Origin of the sequence: Streptomyces endocoffeicus, from assembly GCF_016741935.1 — a bacterium.
Classification (GTDB): domain Bacteria; phylum Actinomycetota; class Actinomycetes; order Streptomycetales; family Streptomycetaceae; genus Streptomyces; species Streptomyces endocoffeicus.
The window spans coordinates 1-19,820 of the sequence record NZ_JAERRG010000050.1 but is presented as its reverse complement, the minus strand read 5'-3'; the positions used below and the strand labels follow the sequence as shown (position 1 = coordinate 19,820).

Genomic DNA, 19,820 nt, shown 5'->3' with positions numbered 1-19,820 from the left:
TGCGCGGAAAACGCCAAGACCTGGGCGTCCGCGGAGGCGGGGGGCTCACCACACCCCGGCATCCCACGCCACGACGAGCTGATCCACTCACGGCACGCTGAGCTGATCCGCTCACGGCACGATGAGCCGATCCGCTCACGCCACGATGAGCTGATCCACAAAGCACCAGCGCCAGTCCTCGCCCTCCTCGAAGCTGCGCATCACCGGATGGCCGGTCTCCTCGAAGTGCCGGGTGCCGTGCTGATACGGCGAGGAGTCGCAGCAGCCCACATGGCCGCACACCAGACACTTCCGCAGCTGGACGGGGTGGCTGCCGACCGCCAGGCATTCGGGACAGGTGTCGGACCGCGGCTCCGGCTCGGGACGCGGCAGTGCGGGAACATGCGGGCACTCGTTCATGATTGCCAGACTAAAACGCCGCGTGAGCGGAGCACATGGACGACCGTCGGGACGGCCGACGGAGACAGGGCCGGACGATGGACGTATTGCCGTTGTTGATGCTGGTCGCGGGCAGCGCGGTGGTCGCGGGCGCGGCGCGCCGGACCCCGGTGCCCGCGCCGCTGCTGCTGGTCGCGGTCGGGCTCGTCGTCTCGTACCTGCCCGGGGTGCCGGACTACACGCTGGACCCGCATATCGTGCTGCCCCTGGTGCTGCCGCCGCTGCTGCACAGCGCCGCGCTGGACAGCTCGTACCTGGATCTGCGGGCCAATCTGCGGCCGATCGCGCTGCTCTCCGTCGGGTATGTGCTCTTCGCGACGGTCGCGGTCGGCGTGGTCGCCCATCTGCTGATCCCGCAGCTGCCGCTGACCGCCGCCCTCGTACTGGGCGCGGTGGTCGCGCCGCCGGACGCCGTGGCCGCCACCGCCATCGCCCGCCGGATCGGGCTGCCCTCCCGGCTCACCACGCTCCTCCAGGGCGAGTCCCTGTTCAACGACGCGACCGCGATCACCGCCTACCGGGTGGCGGTGGCCGCTGCCGTGGGGGAGGGCGTCAGCTGGACCGAGGGGCTGCGGGAGTTCGCCTTCGCGGCCATCGGCGGCGTCGTGGTCGGTCTGATCCTGATGGTGCCGCTGCACTGGCTGCGCACCCGGCTGCGGGACCCCCTGCTGCAGAACACCCTCTCGCTGCTCATCCCCTTCGTCGCCTACGCCGTCGCCGAGCAGTTCGGGGCGTCGGGTGTGCTGGCCGTCGTGGTGGTCGGGCTCTACCTCGGCCACCACTCCTGGCAGGTCGACTTCGCCACCCGGCTCCAGGAGGCGGCGGTCTGGCGCATGATCGACTTCGTTCTGGAGTCGGCGGTGTTCGCGCTGATCGGGCTGCAACTGCGGGTCGTGGTGGGCGGCCTGGGGGAGTACAGCGCGGGTGAGGCCGCCTGGTACGCGGCCGTCGTCTTCCTGGCCGTGGTGGTCGCCCGCTACGTCTGGGTCTTCCCGTCGACCTTCGTGCCGCGCATGCTCTTCCCCGGGATCCGCGAGCGCGAGCCCGGCACCAACTGGACCGCGCCGGTCATCGTCGGCTGGGCCGGGATGCGCGGCGTGGTCTCGCTGGCCATCGCCTTCTCGATCCCGGAGACCGTGCACGGCGGCGGCCCCTTCCCGGCCCGCAACCTGATCCTCTTCCTCACCTTCACCACCGTCATCGGCACCCTGGTGATCCATGGGCTCACCCTGCCGTCCCTGATCCGGCTGCTCGGGCTGCCCGGCCGCGACCCCCACGCCGAGACCCTCGCCGAGGCCCAGGCGCAGAACACCGCGTCGCTGGCCGCCGAGCGCCGTCTGGGGGAACTGCTCGCCGATGAGCGCAACGCCCTGCCGTCGCCGCTCGCCGACCGGCTGCGCACGGTGCTGGAGCAGCGCCGTAACGCCGTGTGGGAGCGGCTGGGCGCGGTCAACGAGGTGACCGGTGAATCGGCGGACGACACCTATCGGCGGCTGGCCCGGGAGATGATCGAGGCCGAGCGGGCGGTGTTCGTGGATCTGCGGGACGCCCGGCGGATCGACGAGGAGATGCTGCGGTCGCTGCTGCGGCGGCTGGACCTGGAGGAGGCGGCGCTCTACCGGGAGGGGGCCGCGGAGGACGGAGCCTGAGCCCCGGCCCCTCCGCGGCCGCCCTTACGCGCTATGCGCTTCCCCAAGGGTGTTCTGTGCTTCCTCTGTGCTTCCTCTGTGCTTGCTCTGTACTTCCCTCAGGGGCCTACTTGAGCTGTTCGCGGATCCGGTCGCGCATCGAGGCCATGGTGAAGCCGCGCGGATCCACCTTGCCCGGCTGCCATTCGAGGTGGCCGATCACCGAGCGCTCGGTCCAGCCGTGATGGCGGCACACGGCCGCCGCGGCCCGCGCGATCGCGTCCAGCTGGGCCTCGGGCCACGGGTCCTCGCCGTCGCCCAGGTTCTCGCATTCGAAGCCGTAGAAGGCGCGGTTCCCGTCGGTGTTCGCCTCGTTGTCCGACGGAAGCGCCTTCTCGGCGATCACCGCCCGCAGGACGTCGTCGTCGCCCAGCCCGGCGTGGTTGGCGCGGCCGTAGCCGACCAGATGGACTCCGCCGTCCTTGGCGATCACGCCGTGGCACAGCGGGCCGGGCAGCCCCTCGAAGCCGTCCCGGCAGATCTCCACGGTCTCCTCGGTGCCGGAGGTGACGGTGTGGTGGATCATCACCCCGTGCACCGGGCCCCACGGCCCCTTGTGGTTGCGGTTGTGGTGCCGCCAGTCACCGACCTGCGTCACCGTTAAGCCCTCGTTCGTCAGCGCCGCCAGGAAGTCCCCCGCGGACATGGGTGAGGCCATGCCCCGCCTCCGTTCTGGTCCTGTGGCGGGCCCCGGTCGCGGCCCGCCTCGTTCACTCGCTTGCTTACCCGACGCACACTCATAAACACATGGGGTGATGAATGATGGGGGGCGCGTTATCGTGCGGACCGGTTCATCCGTACGACCTCGCAACAGGAGACGCACCGCACCATGGACTACCAGGCAGTGCTGGAGGAGGTCGCGGCCCATGTGAGGCCGCAGATCGGCCGGGGGCGGGTCGCCCAGTACATCCCGGCGCTCGCCTCGGTGGACGAGGACCGCTTCGGGATCGCCCTCGCCGACGTCGACGGCCGGGTCACCGGGGTCGGCGACTGGGAGCGGCCCTTCTCGATGCAGTCCATCTCCAAGGCGTTCAGCCTCGCGCTCGTCCTCGCCGAGGACGGCGAGAAGCTGTGGCGGCGGGTCGGCCGGGAGCCCTCGGGCAACCCCTTCAACTCCCTGGTGCAGCTGGAGTACGAGCACGGCATCCCGCGCAATCCGTTCATCAACGCCGGGGCGCTCGTCGTGACCGACCGGCTGCACACCCTTACCGGCGACGCCAGCACCACCATGCTGGACTTCCTGCGCGCCGAGAGCGGCAATCCGGACCTCGCCTTCGACCAGGAGGTCGCCGTCTCCGAGACCGCCCATGGCGACCGTAATGCGGCCCTCGCCCACTTCATGGCCGGCTACGGCAACCTCGACAACCCCGTGCCGACCGTCCTGGAGCACTACTTCTGGCAGTGCTCGATCGAGATGAGCTGCCGCGATCTCGCCCTGGCCGGCGGCTTCCTCGCCCGCCACGGGCTGCGCGCGGACGGCTCCCGGCTCCTGTCGCGCAGCGAGGCCAAGCGGGTCAACGCGGTCATGCTCACCTGCGGTACGTACGACGCGGCGGGCGACTTCGCCTACCGCGTCGGGCTGCCCGGCAAGAGCGGGGTCGGCGGCGGCATCGTCGCGGTGGTGCCCGGCCGCTGCACGCTGTGCGTCTGGAGTCCTGGCCTGGACGCCCGCGGCAACTCGGTGGCGGGGGTGGCGGCCCTGGACCACTTCACCACGCTGACCGACTGGTCCGTCTTCTAGGGGTGTCGGGGGTATCGGGGTGCTCGATGGATCGCGCCGCCTGCGGCGGGCTGTTCCCCTCCCCGCCCCTTCCCGAAACCGGGGCTCCGCCCCGGACCCCGAGCCGGGGCTCCGCCCCAGGCCCTGAGGCCGGGGTTGCGTCCCGGGCTCCGAGGCCCGGGGTTGCGCCCCAGGTCCCGGAACCGGGGCTGTGCCCCCAGAGTCCGAGACCGGGGCTGCGACCCAGCCCCCTGAGACCGGGGCTCCGCCCCGCACCCCGCCCGCACCCCGAGACCCGGGCTGCGCCCCGCACCCCGGAACCGGGGCCGCGCCCCACACCCCGGAACCGGGGCTGCGCCCCGCACCCCGAGACCCCGGGCTCCGCTCCGCACCCCGGACCCGGGCTCCGCTCCGCACTCCGGAACCCGGGCTGCGCCCCGCACCCCGGACCCGGGCTCCGCTCCGCACTCCGGAACCCGGGCTGCGCCCCGCACCCCGAGACCCGGGCTCCGCTCCGCACTCCGGAACCCGGGCTGCGCCCCGCACCCCGAGACCCGGGCTGCGCCCCGCACTCCGGAACCCGGGCTGCGCCCCGCACCCCGAGACCCGGGCTCCGCCCCGCACTCCGGAACCCGGGCTGCACCCCGCACCCCGAGGCCGGGGCTCCGCCCCTTCCCGAGGCATCGAGATGCGGTTTCGCCGCGTGGCGAGGCTTCGCCCCAGGACTCGGGGTCCAGGGGCGGAGCCCCTGGTAGCGGGAAGGGGCGGGGAGGGGAAAGCCTTGGTATGCGGCCGCCGCGTGATCCGCCGGACACCCCGTAGCGCGGGCGCATGGCTCCGGTGCGGGCGCGTGGGAGCCATGGCGGCGCGGCGGTGGAGGGAGATGGCGCACGCGGCGGGAGGTGGCGCGAGGCCTGGCGTGGCGGGAGCATGGAGGGTAGTGGTGGTGAGCAGGAGGTGTACCGCCATGCAGCACGAGATGCGCGCCGAATACGAGGAGGGCAGCTCCGGGCGGGTCGCGGGCGCGCCGGTCAAGATCTGGCACATGGTCCGCGGGAACGGAACGACCGCGATGTGCGGGCGGGAGCTGGCCCCGGACGCCGAGACCCAGGCCGCCGACCTGTGGGCCACGGGTGACGCGGGGCCCTTCTGCCACTCCTGCGGCGCGATGTATCTGCGCGAGGTCCCTTGAGCGCCTCGAGCGAGTACCGGGAGCGGAGTGCGCTGATCGGCCACGGCGCCGTGGTGTGGACCCGTACGGCCGGCACCGGGCCGCAGCGGGTGCTTCCCGACGGCTGCACGGATCTGATCTGGAGCGAGGCGGGGCCGGGGCCGGACGGCGAGCTGCTGGTCGCCGGGCCGGACACCCGTGCGCACCTGGCCCCCGGCCCGCCGGGCACCCGCGCGGTGGGGCTGCGGTTCGCGCCCGGCACGGGCCCCGCCGTACTGGGCGTACCGGCGCATGAGCTCCGCGATCTGCGGGTGCCCCTGGCCGCCCTCTGGCCGGGCGCGGAGGCCCGGCGGCTGGCCGAGCGGATCGCCACCGGGCAGACGGCCGCGGGCCGCCTTCTGGAGGAGGCGGCCTTCGGGCGGCTGCGGACGGCGGAACCACCCGATCCGGTGCTCGCCGCGATCGTCGCGGGGGTCTCGAACGGGACGGGAGTGGCCGGGATCGCCGCCGCCGTGGGCCTGGGGGAGCGGCAGCTGCACCGCCGCTCCCTCGCCGCGTTCGGCTACGGCCCCAAGACGCTGGGCCGGGTGCTCCGGCTGAACCGGGCCCTGGACCTGGCGCGCGGCGGTCTCCCCTTCGCGGAGGTCGCGGCCACAGCGGGCTATGCCGACCAGGCCCATCTCGCCCGCGACGTCAGGGCGCTGGCGGGGGTGCCCCTGGGGCGTCTGCTGCGGGGATCAGGAGGGTAGCGGGGCGAACAGGTCGATGCCGTTGCCGTCGGGGTCGAGGACCGTGGCGTAGCGCTGGCCCCAGGGCGCGTCCCACGGCTCGAGTTTGCCGCGTACCCCCGCCTCCACGAGGTCCTGGTAGGTCTTGTCCACGTCGGCGGGGCTGTCGCAGGTGAAGGCGAGCCCCACCTGGTGGGAGCCGCTCGGTGGCGTCCACTCCGGTTCGAAGGAGCGCACCGTCGCGACGGTGTCCCACATCAGCCGTGTGCCGCCGGGCAGGGCGGCCTCGACGTGGGGCTGGGTGTCGGCGTCGGCGGGGATGTCGAGGCCGAGACGGCGGTAGAAGGTGAGGGAGGCGGCCATGTCGGCGACGACCAGGCCGATGGCGTCGAATCGTGCTGTCATACGGGCAGCGTAGGGAGCGCCCGGGCGGACGGTCTTGAACGAATCGGACGTCCCCGTCGAGAGCGGCCCGGGACGGCCCGGGACGGCCAGGGACGGCCAGGGGCACCCTCACGGGCAGTGGATGACCTGGCCCGCGTACGACAGGTTGCCGCCGAAGCCGAAGAGCAGCACCGGGGCCCCGGAGGGCACCTCCCCGCGCTCGACCAGCTTGGAGAGGGCGAGCGGAATGCTGGCCGCCGAGGTGTTGCCGGACTCCACCACATCGCGGGCGATCACCGCGTTGACGGCGCCCAGCTTGCGCGCGACCGGTTCGACGATCCGCAGATTGGCCTGGTGCAGTACGACACCGGCCAGGTCCTCCGGGGAGAGCCCGGCCCGTTCGCACACCTTCCGCGCGATCGGCGGCAGATGGGTGGTCGCCCAGCGGTAGACGGTCTGGCCCTCCTGCGCGAACCGGGGCGGTGTGCCCTCGATACGGACCGCGCCGCCCATCTCCGGGACCGAGCCCCACACCACCGGGCCGACACCCGGCCGCTCGGCGGCCACCACCACGGCCGCGCCCGCGCCGTCGCCGGTCAGCACGCAGGTGGAGCGGTCGGTCCAGTCGGTGGCCTCGCTGAACTTCTCCGCGCCGATCACCAGGGCCGCGGTGGCCGCCCCGGCCCGGATGGTGTGGTCGGCGGTGGCGAGGGCGTGAGTGAAGCCCGCGCACACCACATTGAGGTCCATGGTGGCGGGGCAGGTCAGCCCGAGCCGGGCGGCGACCCGGGCCGCCATATTGGGGCTGCGGTCGATCGCCGTGCAGGTGGCGACGAGCACGAGGTCGATGTCGGAGAGGGCGAGCCCGCTGTTGGCCAGCGCCTTGGCGGCGGCCGCCGCGGCCATCTCGTCGACCGTCTCGTCGGGGCGGGCGAGATGCCGGGTGCGGATGCCCACCCGGCTGCGGATCCACTCGTCGCTGGTGTCGACCATGGCCGCGAGGTCATCGTTGCCGAGCACCTTCGCGGGCTGGTAGTGGCCGAGCGCCAGTACGTGCGAGCCGGTCAAGGTCATCCCCTTCGCGCCAGTGTCGACGTGTCCGCGCAATTTTGCGGAGATCTCGACGGACAGTCTGCGGTGTGTCCAGTCTTGAGCGGAGCAGACGTGCCGTGCGCTCGGGTTACTCACCAATCTTGGGCGCCAAGATCTGGAGTTCTCGGCCTTTCCCCGGAGGGGGTCGGGGGTTGCCAGTTGCTGACCGAGGAGTGAGCGCAAGTCGCTTTAGCTCGATCGTGTGATGGTCGGTTTCCGGGGTTGCGGTGTTCCCCGCGTGGTTGGGTAGCGTGAAGTCGCGATCTGGGACGCCGGGTTCGGTGCCAGCGTGCGGGGCCCCTGCTCCACCGGAGTGATGGTTCAGGACCTCCCCGTCGCCTCTGGCCGAGCCCACAGGCCAGGTCACACAGGGAACTGGCCTCCTGGGACCGGACCACGGACAGGATCCGTGTCGCTGCCCCGGGGTCGAGTACGCCGGGGACCAGTACGCCCAAAACCGTTCGGGGCGTGCCGGTGCGGGGGATCCTCCCGCTCACTGCTCAGGGACGGTAGCTGAAGCCGAAGTCCGTCTCCAGCGAGGTGTTGTCGATGTCCAGGACGATGGCCCGCTTCTCGCCCGAGGGGTGGGCGGTGCGCTCCTCGACGTAGGGGCGGGCCTGCTCGTCGATGATGGCGCGAACGTCACGCTGCCAGGTCTCGTAGTCGACCTCCTCGGCGGCGGTGGCGCTCGTCGGCGCGGCCGTGGCCGCCGTGGTGCCGGTGGTGCCGCGCGTGGCGGTGGTCGCCGTGGTGGCGGGCGTGGTGGCGGTCGCTGTGGTGGCCGTTCCGCCGACGCCGATGGCGAGGGCGACGATCACCGTCGTCATGCCGAGCCGCCGTGATCGCACGCGTCCTGCTGTCATCGGTCACTTCCTTCGCGTCGAGGCGATTGCCGGGTGGCATGCTCACGGCTGCCGGTGGACATGAGAAGACCTCTGCTTTACCGGCGAGTAACGGTTGGTGGCCGAGGGGTCTTAATAGGCCAACGACACGTGCCGGGCCGTTCGTTGACTGGTCAGCCGGTAGATGGGTATGTCATCTACTGAAGGGCCGGCCTGGACCCCGGCGATGACCGGCGTGGCTGCGGGCTCCGGTGTCGCGCGCCTCCACCAGGTCAAGGAGGCTTGCATGTTCGATGATCGGCCCGCCTTCGGCGTCCGAGTCCACTCGCTCGGCGGCGTCACCGTCGCCGAGATCGCGGGAGAGCTGGACATCTTCGCCGCGGGGCGGATCGTGGCTCGGCTCGATTCCCTCGTTCAGGTGCGCTGCCCGGATCTGATCCTGGACCTACGACCGGTCACGTTCCTGGACTGCGCCGGATTGTCGTTACTGTGCCGGTTGCGCAATCGCGTGCTGGAGCGGGACGGGCGGCTGCGGCTCGTCATCGGCGATCCGCGCTTTCTGCGGCTGCTGCGCATGGTCCGGCTGGACGACGCCTTCGAGGTCCTGGAAGATCTGACTCCGGCGATCGCGGGCGCGGCGGGTCCGGTGGTCGGAGGAGGCGGTGACTCCTTCGCGTAGGCCGTATCTGACCAAGTGTCAATAGTAAGAACCGAAATTCACTCGGACGAGCGGTCTTTACCGGCGGAATGCTGCGTCCCTCCCTCTGTAACCGGGGGTCACCCCCTTACGCTCGCGGGACGTCGCCTGAGGACCCGGCGGATTTCGCACCCGATGCCCGACCCTGCCCGCTTCCGGGACCTGACGAAGGTGAGAGGGGGCAGTGTGCCGTTCCGAGGGGATATCGCGATGACGCAGCAAGGCGCTCCCCGTGATGCGCCGGTGCCGCCGGACCGCGGTGCCCAGAACGCCGCGCGGGAGCCCGCGAGCGAGGATCCGGCCGACGACGTCGTCGCTCGGGCCCGTACGCACCGGGTCGGTGGGTACACCGTCGTGGAGCTCCACGGTGAGATCGACATCGCCGGGGTGGGAAGCGTGGGACCGGCACTGGACGCGGCCACGGCCGGGGACCGGCCCGCGGTGATCGTGGACTTACGCCCGACCGCCTTCTTCGACTGCTCGGGCCTGGGGCTGCTGTGCCGGGCCCATCGGCGTGTCCGGGAGCGGGGCGGGCGGCTGCGGCTGGTCTGCGACGACGCCTTGATCCTGCGGACTTTGCGGGCGGGGCGGATGCTGGATGTGCTTGGGCCGGTGGCCACGTTGGACGAGGTGCTGAGTGAGGCGTTGGGCGAGGTGTTGGGCGACGAGGAGGGTCAGGTGTCCGGCGGAGCTTGACGCCTGCGGCGGGCTGTTCCCCTCCCCGCCCCTTCCCGAAACTGGGGCTCCGCCCCAGACCCCGCTCCTCAAGCGCCGGAGGGGCTGGGAGGCGGGGCTCCGTCCCAGGCCCCGTTCCTCGAACGTCGGGGGGTGGAAGGCGGGGCTTCGCCCCGGACCCCGCTCCTCAAGCGTCGGAGGGGCTGGAGGGCTGGGCTCAGGGGCGGCGGTCCTGGGGTGGGGGAGGGGGTGCCCGGTGGCCCCGGTGCTGCCGCCCGCGGCCCCAGGCGCGGTGGCGGGGCCGGCCGCCGCCGCCCGGGAGGGTCTCGTGGCTCTCGGGGGACATGCGGTTGCCGTTCTGGACATTGGTCCGGTGGATCAGCAGGGCGCCCACGGCGATCAGCGCGAGGATGACGACCACGGTGATCAGGGTCTCCACGGTGCTCACTCCCTGGGACCGGGGCCCACAGCTGGAGGGAATCCGGCCGGTTTGCGCGAAATGCTCCTGGTGTCTATACGGTACCTCCGGCCGGAGGCGGCGTCGCTTCCCGTGACGACCGGGGCCGCACGGGCCCAGGAGGTGTCCGCCGGACACCCCGTAAGCGTCCGCACACGCCGAGCGCCCGCACCCGGCGTCGGGAACCGGGTGCGGGCGGTCAGGCCCTGATCCAGCGGATCAGTGGGTTCGGCGGGCTCAGTGGGCTCAGTGGGTCTTGGCCAGCTGCTTCTCGAGCTTGGCCAGGCCATTGGCCCAGAGCTGGTTGACGCGGCTGATCTCGGCCTGGTTCGGCTGCGAGTTGGTGCAGGACGTGCCGGGGCCGCCACCGGACATCAGCTCGCTGCACGGACCCGAGTAGTGGTCCGGCAGACCCAGCACATGGCCGGTCTCGTGCGCGGTGACCCGGGTCGAGTCGTACTGCTGGTTCTGGGCGTAGTCCAGGAAGACATAGCCGCGGCCGTGCCCGTCGGTGCTCGCGTACGAGCCCCGGGGGTCATTGCCCTCGCGGTAGGTGAAGTCCGCGTTGCCGCCCTCCTGGAGCTTCACGTTGCTCACCGCGGAGTTCCAGATCTGGGTGGAGCGGGATATCACCGACTTGAAGGTCGGGGCCTGGCTCGCGTTGTAGGTCACGGTGACGGCCGCCGTCGCGCTGCGCGCCTTCGCCCGCTTCTCCAGCGCCGACTTCATGACGGCCTTGATGAAGGCGTCGGTGTCGGCCCGCTCCTCACCGCTCGCCGTGTAAGTGGCGGCCGCGGCACCGCGCTGGGCGGTGGAGTGGTCGGGCGTGGCCGCGGACGCGGGCATGGCGGACAGGGACACCGCCAGGCCGAGGCCGATGGTCGCGGACAGCGCCAGCTTGGGGAGTGACATGTGGGGGACTCCTCATCGTCCTCGGGCCCCGGTCGCCGTGTGGGGTGGCGGCCGGGGCCGTGGGATGAACTCTTGGCTGACGCAGAGTCTTGAGGAGAACCGGCCGTACGCGGAGATATCAACCGGTGATAGGACGAGGGAATATCCCCAGCCGGGCGTTCAGGGCCCGGCCGGTAACCGGCGTTTGACACCCCGTTGACCCGTGTTTGACCACCGATTGATCGATTCCGGTATGGGTTGGCGGGATTTCAGAGTCTGGTGTGACGGACAAGTGCGCAGTTATGCTCCCGCCGTGGAGCTCGAGGTGAGGCACCTCCGTGCACTGTGCGCCATAGCCGACACCGGCAGCCTACGGAAGGCGGCGCGTCAACTGGGCATGACCCAGCCGTCCTTGACGACCCAGCTCCGGCGGATCGAGAACACCGTCGGCGGCCGGCTGTTCTCGCGGGAGGTCACCGGCAGTCGGCCGACCCCGCTGGGGCGGTCCGTGCTGTGCCGCGCCCGGCCCATCGTGGCCGAGATGAACGCCCTGGTCAGCGAGGTCCGGCTGGAGGCGGGGCAGACCGCCGACGCCCGGCTGCGCATCGGCAGCACGGGCAGCCGGGCCGTGGTCGGCTGGCTGCGCAGGCTCCGCGCCCGCTACCCCGACGCGGACACCACCATCCACATCGACGTCTCCGCCAACGCGCTGCTGCAGATGGTCGCCGCCAACCAGCTGGACGTCGCCTTCGTCCACGAGGTCGAGGGCGCGCCGCTGCGGGTGCCCGAGGGCGTGGAGCGCCGGGTGCTCGTGGAGCGGGAGCCACAGTTCGTGGCGCTGGCCGAAACCCATCCGGCCGCCGCGCGGCCCGTGGTGCGGCTCACCGAGCTCGCCGCCGACCAGTGGATGGTGGACCCCAGCGTGGACGGCGAGGGGCCCGGCCTGCGCCGGGTGCTGGCCGCCGCGGGGCTCAATCCGAGGGTGGTGTACGGGGACTATCTGACCGCCGCCGACCTGGTCGCCTCGGGCGAGGTGGTCACCCCCTGCCAGCCCACCGCGCGGTCCCGCCAGGGCGTGGCGGTCCGTCCGCTGCACGGGGATCCGCTGACGGTCCGGCTGTTCCTGGCCTCACGGGCGGTCCCGGCGGCCCGTACCGGCGCCGACGGATCCGCCCCGGACCCGGTGTCCGGTGTGCCTGTCGACGTCGACATGGACGTGGACGTGGATGTGGATGTAGACGCCACGGCGTCCGGTGCGCCCCTCGACGTCGACGCCCTCTTCGGCGACCTGGCGGACGCGTACTTCGAGATCGCCTGGGCGAGCGTCGCGTACCGCCAGTGGCTGGTCCGCAACGAGAGCCCGCTGCTGCGCCTCCAGGTGCCCCCGACCCGCGACGAGCTCGACATCCTGGGGCTCGCCGGGCCCGCCGAGGTCTCGTAGCTCCGCAGGGCGGCGTAGCTCCGCAGGGCGGCGTAGCTCCGAAGTTCGGCGAGGCTCCGAAGGCGGGCGAGCGATGACTTTCGCTCCGCCGGGCGGTCCAAGCACACGGGACCGCACCGGACCGCCACGCCATGCGAGGAGCGAGAAGATGATCGCCGAGCACGAACCGCAAACCGCGCTGGACACCCGTTTCAGCAGCCCGGACGCCACCGCCACGGCCTGGCCGGAGGGGCGTGAGGGGCTGGCGGCCGCGGAGCTCTACTGGCTGTCCACCGTCCGCCGGGACGGCCGTCCCCACGTCACCCCGCTCATCGCCGTCTGGCTCGACGGCGCGCTCTGCTTCTGCACCGGCCCCGCCGAGCAGAAAGCCCGGAACCTCGCGCACAATCCGCGCTGCGCCCTCACCACGGGCGCGGGGGTGCTGCGCGAGGGGCTTGACCTGGTGGTCGAGGGCGCGGCCGAGCCGGTGCGGGACGACGCCACGCTGCGGCGGATCGCCGCGGCGTACGTGGAGAAGTACGGCGAGGAGTGGACCTTCCAGGTGCGCGACGGCGCCTTCCACCACGAGGGCCATGAGGCCCTGGTCTACCGGGTCGCCCCGGCCACCGCGTTCGGCTTCCGCAAGGGCGAGTACGGCCAGACGCGCTGGCGCTTCTGACGCCCGCGGAGACCCACGGAAGCCCCGGGCCGTTCGCTCCAGCCGGGCCGTTCGCTCCAGCCGCTCCAGCCGCTCCAGCCGCTCCAGCCGCTCCAGCCGCTCCAGCCGCTCCAGCCGCTCCAGCCGGTCCAGCCGGTCCAGCCGGTCCAGCCGGTCCAGCCAGTCCAGTCAGTCCAGGTCGAGCAGTTCGCCGGGCAGCCCCACCGGCAGCGTCTGCTCCGACCAGATCGTCTTGCCCTCGGCCGTCTGGCGGCTTCCCCAGCGCTGGCTGAGCCGCGCGACCAGCAGCAGCCCGCGGCCGCCCTCGTCGAAGGTGCGGGCGCGGCGCATATGCGGGGCGGTGCTGGAGGAGTCGGTGACCTCGCAGATCAGCGAGTGGTCATGGATCAGCCGCAGCTGGATGGGCGGGACGGCGTGCCGGATGGCGTTGGTGACCAGCTCGCTGACGACCAGTTCGGTGGTGAAGACGGCCTCGTCGAGCCCCCATTGGGTCAGCCGCTCCGTCACGTTCCGGCGGGACCGCGCCACCCATGCCGGGTCGGCGGGCACGTCCCAGGTGGCCACGTGCGCCGCGTCCAGGGCGCGGGTGCGGGCGAGCAGCAGCGCGACGTCGTCCAGCACGCCCTCGCCGGGGAGGAGTGTCCGCAGTACGGCGTCGCAGGTGCCGCTCAGGGAGCCGCGGGGGTGGGCGAGCGCGTTGGCCAGCAGCAGACGCCCCTCGTCCACATCGCGGTCCCATTCGCCCATCAGCCCGTTGGTGTAGAGGGCGAGCACGGCGTCCTCGGGCAGCTCGGTCTCCATCGTCTCGAAGGGCAGCCCGCCGACCCCCAGCGGCGGTCCGGGCGGCACCGGCAGGAACTCCACGGAGCCGTCCGGCCTGGCCAGCGCCGGGGCCGGGTGCCCGGCCGCGGCCAGTGAGCAGTGGTGCGAGACCGGGTCGTAGACCGCGTACAGACAGGTGGCCCCCACATCTCCGGTGGCCTCCTCGGCCCCGGTCTCCGCGGCCAGGTGGATCACCAGGTCGTCGAGGTGGGTGAGCAGCTCGTCCGGCGGCAGATCGACGTCGGCGAGGGTACGGACCGCCGTCCGCAGCCGGCCCATGGTGGCCGACGCCTGGATGCCGTGGCCGACCACATCGCCCACCACCAGCGCGACCCGCGCCCCGGAGAGCGGGATGACGTCGAACCAGTCCCCGCCCGCCCCCGCGTACGGGCCCGCGGGCAGGTAGCGGGAGGCCACCTCGACGGCCGGCGGCTGGGGCAGGGTCTGCGGCAGCAGACTGCGCTGCAGGGCCAGGGCGGTGTCGCGCTCCCGGGTGAAGCGGCGGGCGTTGTCCACGCAGACGGCGGCCCGGGTGGTGATCTCCTCGGCCAGCACCACATCGTCCTGGGTGAACGCCTCGGGGGTGCGGTGGCGGGCGAACACGGCCACCCCGAGCGTCGTCCCCCGCGCCCGGATCGGCACCGACATGATCGAGTGGACGCCGAACCGCTGGATCGTCCGGGCGCGGTCGGGCTTCAGCGCGCCCCACTTGGCGATCGAGGGGTCGCTGGACGTATGGATGATGGGACGCCCCGCCACCAGGCATTCGGCCATCGGCGAGACCTTCGGGTAGGTGTCCACCTTCCCCACCGGCACCACGGCCTCGGGGCAGCCCTCGTAAATGGACTGCCGGGCGGCGCGGCGCAGCACGACCGGGTCGGTGAGCGGCCCGGCCGGCAGCTCCTCCTCCTGGGTCAGCCGGTCCAGCAGGTCGATGCTGGTGTAGTCGGCCAGCCGCGGTACGCAGACGTCGGCGAGCTCCTGCGCGGTGTGGTCGATGTCGAGGGTGGAGCCGATCCGTTCGCTGGCCGTGCTCAGCAGCAGCAGCCGCTGGCGGGCCAGATACTGATCGGTGATGTCGTGCGCCGCCATGCAGACCGCGTACACCCGCCCGTCCCTCGCCCGCAGCGGGGCGAACCGGGCCGACCAGGCCTGCTCCTTGATCTCACCGCTTCCGGTGCGCAGATACGTCTCCACCTCGCGCGGCTCACCGGTGGCCAGCACTTGGCGCATGGCCGCTTCGAGCTGTTCGCTCTGGAGCTTGCCCTTGATCTCCGACAGCCGCAGACCGCGGATCTCCGCCTCGGGGAGGCCGGTGACGCGGGCCATCTCCGCGTTCACCTTGCGCAGCCGCATATCGGCGTCGTAGATCGCCATCGGGCAGGGCGACTGGGCGTAGGCCCATCGCATCAGCGCGTCGTTCCACGACTCGGGGGGCTGCTCCGCGCTGGGTGCCGCGGTCACCAGCAGCCAGTCGCCCTCCCGCCGTCTGCGGTGCGCCAGCAGCGGTACGGGCACCTCGCGGCCGTCCCGGTGGCGCAGCGCCACGATCCCGTGCCACCGGGTCAGCCGGGTGCGGGCATGGCGGGCCTCGGCGCCCGCCGCGCGGCCCGGATCGGCCAGCAGCTCGGCGGCGGGCCGCCCCACGACATCGGGGGACGGATGCCCGAGCAGTCGACGGGCGCCCTCGTTCCAGCTGGTCAGCGTCCCATCATCGCTGACGGTGGCCCGTGCCGTATCCGCTTCGTCGGAGCCGCCCCACTCCCGCGCGGAGCCGCTGTCGTGGCGCTTCATCCTCGCCATCCCTCCGGGACGGCACCGGGTCCGTCCACCAGGGCTCCCTTCCAGCCTCGTCCACTCCGGTCCGGGCATCAACCACAGCCCGGAGCGCGGAGCGGACGCCTTGGGGAGCGCGCGGGTCAGACCACCGGCGCGGGCCGCGCGGGCCGCAGATGGCGCCCGGCCCACTCCGCGAAGCCGGTGAGCGGGAGGCCGAGGGCGCGGGCGAACTCGGGACGGGCGGGCTGGCCGACCTCGTTCAGCCGCGCGTGCCCGAGGCCCCACTGCGGCATCCCGGCGGCGAGCGCCTCGTCCGCGGTCATCGACGGGGCGGTCACTTCGGCGCCCGTGACCTCGGAGAGGACCTCGGCGACCCGGGTCATGGTCATGTAGTCGCCCGCCAGTTCCAGCTCGACCTCATGGAACCGCTCGGGCTCGGCGATGGCCGCGGCGGCCGCCGTGCCGATGTCGGCGACGGCGATGAGGGAGAGTTCGGCGCCGGGCTGGAGGATGGTGGCCAGGCCGCCCTCGGGGCCGTTCGGGAGCAGGGACAGGAAGTTCTCCATGAAGAAGGCGGGCTTGAGGAGCGTCCAGTGGCGGAAACCCGCCTCCCGGACCCGGTCCTGGAGGCCGCTCTTGGTCGCCCAGTAGTGCTCCATCGCCGCCCAGCGGCCCTCCGCCCAGCCGGGGTCGGTGCGGTGCTGCCCGGCGCCGGAGACGGAGGTGTGCACGAACTGCACCACCCCCGCGTCCCGCGCGGCCTGGATCAGGTTGCGCCCCTGGATCCACTCGGAGTCGCCCTGGAGATCGTTCATATCGGGCATCTGGATCGAGAACACGGCACGCGCCCCCTCGGCGGCCCGCCGCACCGAGTCGAGGTCGAGCAGATCGCCGGTGACCAGCTCGGCACCGAGCGCCGCCACGGCCCTGGCCCGCTCGCCGGCCGGGTCGCGGACCAGGGCCCGTACGGGAACGCCCGCCGAGAGCAGGGCGCGGGCGGTGGCGCCGCCCTGCTGTCCGGTGGCACCGGTGACGAGGACGGGGGCGGACGTCGGGGATTGCGAAGGCATGCTGCTCCTCGGGCAGAGGTGAATCGACCCATCGACAAGTCGACCGGAAAGGCTAAACGGCGGGCCCCGCCACTTATGACTCGGTACGATACGGAGGCCCCCGCCACTTAGCAACCCGGAGGTGACGCCATGCCCGCCCAGCGCGCGGACGCCCGGCGCAACTACGCGCGCATCCTCGCCGTCGCCGAGGAGGAGGTCGCCACGCACGGCGCCGACGCCTCCCTGGAGCAGATCGCCCGCACCGCCGGAGTCGGCTCGGCCACCGTGCGCCGCCACTTCCCCACCCGGCGCGCCCTGCTGGAAGCCGTCTTCCGCGAACGCATCGAAACCCTGGCCACCCGCGCCCGCGAACTCGCGGAGGCGGACGACATACGGGCCGCCCTGCTGGACTGGCTGGGCGCGCTCACCGTCTACTCCGCCACGGTGCAGGGCCTGGCCGCCGCGCTCCTACGGGACGGGGAACTCGACCCGGAGCACGCGAACCCCTGCGTGGACACCCTCGCCGAGGCGGGCGAACCCCTGCTGCGACGAGCCGAACGGGCCGGTGCGGTGGCTCCCGGCGTGACCCCGGTCGACCTGGTCACCCTGATCGCCGGCATCGCCCTGGCCACCCAGCACCACCCCGACCCCGCCACCGAGGCGACCCGACTGCTGCACCTGACCGTGGCGGGCATCAGCCCGCGGGGGTGAGGGGCCGGGCGTCAACCCCGGCGCCCGCCAAGAACGTTCAAGATAAACCGGCAAGGTTCACGACAAAGAAGACCGCACCCGGGCCACTCGGGGCGGCTCGGGTGGGGTCTAGTGGTGCTGATGAAAGGCGGGGTCAGCCCTTCTTGGTCTCCTGGTAATGGGCCAGGTCGGTGACCTGCGGGAATCCTCCTTGCGGGGCGCTGACCGGGCCTTTTGGTGATTGGTGGAGATGGGGGCCGACGGTCCTGACCGGATGTCTTGCGGACTGTGTGCGGACTGCCTGGGGCACTGGCTGCTTCACCCTGGTTGCGAGCAGGGAGGACTGGCGTGCGTCTCGCGCTGGAGCGGAGGCTCCAGACCGCCGGACCGCTCGCCGGACGCGGGGGTGGGGCCGCTTTAAGTCCCTCGGCTTGTGTCCCAACTATGTTCGGTAGCTGCGAACACAGATGTGAGTGCTCCGGAGAGAGTGGGACGGCGTTAAGCCCCTGGGGCGCCCGAGGACTTCACCACTCCTCCCCACGTAAGCTGTCGGGTCGTACAGTTCGGGGTCACCAAGGTACGAGACGCACACGGGGGCGGGGGAAGCGATGCACGACACGAGGAACGTTGAAACGTCGAAGGTCCTGATCAGGATCGATTCGGCGGACACAGTCGATGAGCAGGTGGCGCTCGTTGCGTGGCTCCGGGCCGAACGGGGCCTTCACGGGCGCGTCCACGTCACCCATACCGCACCCACCGAGAACGAACTCGGCACCGCTTTCGACCTGCTGGTCGTCTCTCTCGGTTCCGGCGGAGTCGCAACAGTCCTAGCTGGTTCTCTCTCCGCATGGCTGCAAAATCGCCGCGCCCAGACCACGATTCGCATCACCGTCACTCGGGCAGACCGCACCTTGGAACTCGAGACTGGTGACGCAGCCGAGGCCGAGGCCCTGATCCGACGCTTCTTGGGCGACGATATCAATGGCGCCTGAGGGAGACGACATTGCCATCCTCATTGGTGTCTCGCAGTACCAAGATCCGTCCCTTCCGAACGTGCCCGCAGTGCTCAACAGCCTGCACACGATGCGCCGACTGCTCACTGACCCCGATCTGTGCGGCTGGGCTGAAAGCCAGGTGCATGTGTTGGAGGATCCCGTCGGATCCTCAGAGCTGGCCCTGCGCCTCCACCGTCTGGCGGAGAAGACCACAGGAACCCTGCTGGTCTACTTCGTCGGGCATGGTGTCCTCACCAAAACTGGCGCGCTTTGCCTGGCCACCAGTGACACTCAGCTCCGCTACCCAGACCTGACCGGTCTGGAGTATGACAAGGTTCGCAGTGCGCTGTTGGGCTCGCCAGCACAGGTGAAGCTGGTAATCCTCGACTGCTGCTACTCAGGACGCGCTATCAACGGGCTAGCAGGCAGTGATCAGAGCCACTTCGCGGCGGCCGCCGAGATCAGTGGTGTCTACACGCTGACGGCGGCCGATCAGGTCGCTCACGTGCCATCACCGGAGGCGCAGAAGATCGCCTGTACCTCCTTTACCGGCGCGCTGAATGACGTTGTTCGCTCCGGAATTCCCAACGCCCCGGCGCTGCTCTCCTTGAGTGACATCTACCCCAAGCTTAAGCACGTGCTTAGGGTGCGCAACCTTCCTGAGCCCAACCAGCGGGCGACGGACACTGCCACGTTCTATCCTTTCAGTCGCAACGTCGCTTACGCTGGCGGAACGGGATTCCGACTAATTCCACGGGAACGAGAAGACCTCTTCGTTAAGATCCTTGCCGCCCAGCCGCACCACAACCTAACGATTCCAAATATTGAGCGGCTAGACGACTGGCCTGGGGTCTATCTTCTGCATCAAGCGGCGGGTACCAGAATCCCCGAGATCGTCTACGTCGGTAAGGGCGATCGCTCAATCCCTCATCGACTCAAGAGGCATCTGCAGAAAATCGACGGACGCTGCAATATTGATTCCGGGGACTTCACATTCAGCTATCTCAAGCTGGACGATGACCTTAGCTATGTTGCGCCTGAGCATCTTGTGCTCCGCCAATTGCACGGACGGGGGGCTGCGGCCTGGAATAATAACGGATTTGGTAACCAGGACCCTGGGCGGATGAGGGATCGCACTCGTCTTCGCAGTCATCATTTCGACGCGCTCTACCCGATCGACCTGTCGTGGAAGCTTCGCACCGAAGGGTCGGCTCTCGATCTGACTGCATATGAGTTGGCTGTCCAGCTGCAGCAAAAGCTCCCATATAATTTCCGCTTTGAGCATCGCGGCGGAGCTTTTAATGACGAGACCCTGGTCTCCGTTCCAGAGGGCCCATTGTCCGCCGATCAGGCCTTCCGTCTGCTTTCTGCTGCTATGGGCGACAAGTGGCAGATCAGTGCTCTCATGGGCTACGTCCTGATGTACCGCGAGCAGGCTATTACCTACCCGAGCGCCATACGCTATTACGTGAGTGGGCAGGCGATGGGTGCCATACCGGACGTCTATGAGGAAGACATTGTCGATTATGGCCCCTAAAGCGTGTTGCAGAAGGCTGTGATTTTGCAGGTCAGGGCCCGGCCACGGCTGTTCTGGTCACACGGC

Annotated in this window: 20 protein-coding genes; 11 read left to right on the top strand and 9 right to left on the bottom strand. The window is 71.1% G+C overall.

Annotated features, from left to right (window positions below):
* Positions 1–135: 135 nt before the first annotated feature.
* Positions 136–399, bottom strand: a complete 264-nt coding sequence (locus JK364_RS50160; protein WP_201858167.1) for a UBP-type zinc finger domain-containing protein — start codon at positions 397–399, stop codon at positions 136–138.
* A gap of 77 nt (positions 400–476) precedes the next feature.
* Between JK364_RS50160 and JK364_RS50155 the strand changes: the two genes are divergently transcribed.
* The gene (locus tag JK364_RS50155) at positions 477–2,087 is read left to right on the top strand and encodes a Na+/H+ antiporter (RefSeq protein ID WP_201858166.1); all 1,611 of its coding nucleotides are present in this window, start codon (positions 477–479) and stop codon (positions 2,085–2,087) included.
* 106 nt (positions 2,088–2,193) lie between these two features.
* Here JK364_RS50155 and JK364_RS50150 read toward each other — a convergent pair whose 3' ends face one another.
* Positions 2,194–2,784, bottom strand: a complete 591-nt coding sequence (locus tag JK364_RS50150) for an N-acetylmuramoyl-L-alanine amidase (protein ID WP_201858165.1) — start codon at positions 2,782–2,784, stop codon at positions 2,194–2,196.
* A 171-nt stretch (positions 2,785–2,955) separates the two neighbouring features.
* Here JK364_RS50150 and JK364_RS50145 point away from each other — a divergent pair, with 171 nt between their 5' ends.
* From JK364_RS50145 to JK364_RS50135, 3 genes are all read left to right on the top strand, one after another.
* Positions 2,956–3,867, top strand: a complete 912-nt coding sequence (locus JK364_RS50145; protein ID WP_201858164.1) for a glutaminase — start codon at positions 2,956–2,958, stop codon at positions 3,865–3,867.
* Positions 3,868–4,813: 946 nt separating this feature from the next.
* Positions 4,814–5,038 carry a hypothetical protein gene (locus JK364_RS50140; RefSeq protein WP_138913880.1) on the top strand — a complete coding sequence of 75 codons (225 nt, stop codon included), beginning with the start codon at positions 4,814–4,816 and terminating at the stop codon, positions 5,036–5,038.
* Entirely contained in the window at positions 5,035–5,766 is a 732-nt protein-coding gene (locus JK364_RS50135; RefSeq protein ID WP_201858163.1) for a helix-turn-helix transcriptional regulator, read from the top strand. The genes JK364_RS50140 and JK364_RS50135 overlap by 4 nt, the downstream gene beginning before the upstream one ends.
* Here the strand turns inward: JK364_RS50135 and JK364_RS50130 are convergent.
* The 3 genes from JK364_RS50130 to JK364_RS50120 form a co-directional block, all read right to left on the bottom strand.
* Positions 5,755–6,150 carry a VOC family protein gene (locus JK364_RS50130; RefSeq protein WP_201858162.1) on the bottom strand — a complete coding sequence of 132 codons (396 nt, stop codon included), beginning with the start codon at positions 6,148–6,150 and terminating at the stop codon, positions 5,755–5,757. The genes JK364_RS50135 and JK364_RS50130 overlap by 12 nt on opposite strands.
* Positions 6,151–6,258: 108 nt before the next feature.
* A complete protein-coding gene (locus JK364_RS50125; protein ID WP_201858161.1) occupies positions 6,259–7,197 on the bottom strand; it encodes a beta-ketoacyl-ACP synthase III in 939 nt (312 codons plus the stop codon).
* 524 nt (positions 7,198–7,721) lie between these two features.
* Positions 7,722–8,084 carry an HAD family acid phosphatase gene (locus JK364_RS50120; protein ID WP_307841659.1) on the bottom strand — a complete coding sequence of 121 codons (363 nt, stop codon included), beginning with the start codon at positions 8,082–8,084 and terminating at the stop codon, positions 7,722–7,724.
* 265 nt (positions 8,085–8,349) lie between these two features.
* Here JK364_RS50120 and JK364_RS50115 point away from each other — a divergent pair, with 265 nt between their 5' ends.
* On the top strand, positions 8,350–8,742 hold the full coding sequence (locus JK364_RS50115) for an STAS domain-containing protein (RefSeq protein WP_201858160.1): 393 nt from the start codon (positions 8,350–8,352) through the stop codon (positions 8,740–8,742).
* 228 nt (positions 8,743–8,970) lie between these two features.
* Positions 8,971–9,456 carry an STAS domain-containing protein gene (locus JK364_RS50110; RefSeq protein ID WP_201858159.1) on the top strand — a complete coding sequence of 162 codons (486 nt, stop codon included), beginning with the start codon at positions 8,971–8,973 and terminating at the stop codon, positions 9,454–9,456.
* Positions 9,457–9,652: 196 nt separating this feature from the next.
* Here the strand turns inward: JK364_RS50110 and JK364_RS50105 are convergent, their stop codons facing one another.
* Together JK364_RS50105 and snpA are read right to left on the bottom strand one after the other, a co-directional pair.
* Positions 9,653–9,874 carry a hypothetical protein gene (locus JK364_RS50105; RefSeq protein ID WP_201858158.1) on the bottom strand — a complete coding sequence of 74 codons (222 nt, stop codon included), beginning with the start codon at positions 9,872–9,874 and terminating at the stop codon, positions 9,653–9,655.
* A 264-nt stretch (positions 9,875–10,138) separates the two neighbouring features.
* The gene (snpA, locus tag JK364_RS50100; protein ID WP_201858157.1) at positions 10,139–10,804 is read right to left on the bottom strand and encodes a snapalysin; all 666 of its coding nucleotides are present in this window, start codon (positions 10,802–10,804) and stop codon (positions 10,139–10,141) included.
* A 304-nt stretch (positions 10,805–11,108) separates the two neighbouring features.
* Here snpA and JK364_RS50095 point away from each other — a divergent pair, with 304 nt between their 5' ends.
* Together JK364_RS50095 and JK364_RS50090 are read left to right on the top strand one after the other, a co-directional pair.
* Positions 11,109–12,224 (top strand): LysR family transcriptional regulator, encoded by a 1,116-nt coding sequence (locus tag JK364_RS50095; protein ID WP_201858193.1) that lies wholly within the window; start codon positions 11,109–11,111, stop codon positions 12,222–12,224.
* Positions 12,225–12,372: 148 nt separating this feature from the next.
* Complete coding sequence (locus tag JK364_RS50090; RefSeq protein ID WP_201858156.1) at positions 12,373–12,882, top strand: pyridoxamine 5'-phosphate oxidase family protein; 510 nt, start codon at positions 12,373–12,375, stop codon at positions 12,880–12,882.
* 168 nt (positions 12,883–13,050) lie between these two features.
* Here the strand turns inward: JK364_RS50090 and JK364_RS50080 are convergent, their stop codons facing one another.
* Together JK364_RS50080 and JK364_RS50075 are read right to left on the bottom strand one after the other, a co-directional pair.
* Entirely contained in the window at positions 13,051–15,498 is a 2,448-nt protein-coding gene (locus JK364_RS50080) for a SpoIIE family protein phosphatase (protein WP_201858155.1), read from the bottom strand.
* A gap of 125 nt (positions 15,499–15,623) precedes the next feature.
* On the bottom strand, positions 15,624–16,553 hold the full coding sequence (locus JK364_RS50075; protein WP_201858154.1) for an NmrA family NAD(P)-binding protein: 930 nt from the start codon (positions 16,551–16,553) through the stop codon (positions 15,624–15,626).
* Positions 16,554–16,682: 129 nt separating this feature from the next.
* On the opposite strand from JK364_RS50075, the gene JK364_RS50070 reads away from it, so the two are divergent.
* The 3 genes from JK364_RS50070 (at position 16,683) to JK364_RS50060 (ending at position 19,754) form a co-directional block, all read left to right on the top strand.
* Positions 16,683–17,243 (top strand): TetR/AcrR family transcriptional regulator, encoded by a 561-nt coding sequence (locus JK364_RS50070; RefSeq protein WP_201858153.1) that lies wholly within the window; start codon positions 16,683–16,685, stop codon positions 17,241–17,243.
* A gap of 587 nt (positions 17,244–17,830) precedes the next feature.
* Positions 17,831–18,214, top strand: a complete 384-nt coding sequence (locus tag JK364_RS50065) for an effector-associated constant component EACC1 (protein ID WP_201858152.1) — start codon at positions 17,831–17,833, stop codon at positions 18,212–18,214.
* Positions 18,204–19,754, top strand: coding sequence for a caspase, EACC1-associated type (locus JK364_RS50060; protein WP_201858151.1), 1,551 nt, complete (start codon positions 18,204–18,206; stop codon positions 19,752–19,754). The genes JK364_RS50065 and JK364_RS50060 overlap by 11 nt, the downstream gene beginning before the upstream one ends.
* Positions 19,755–19,820: the final 66 nt, after the last annotated feature.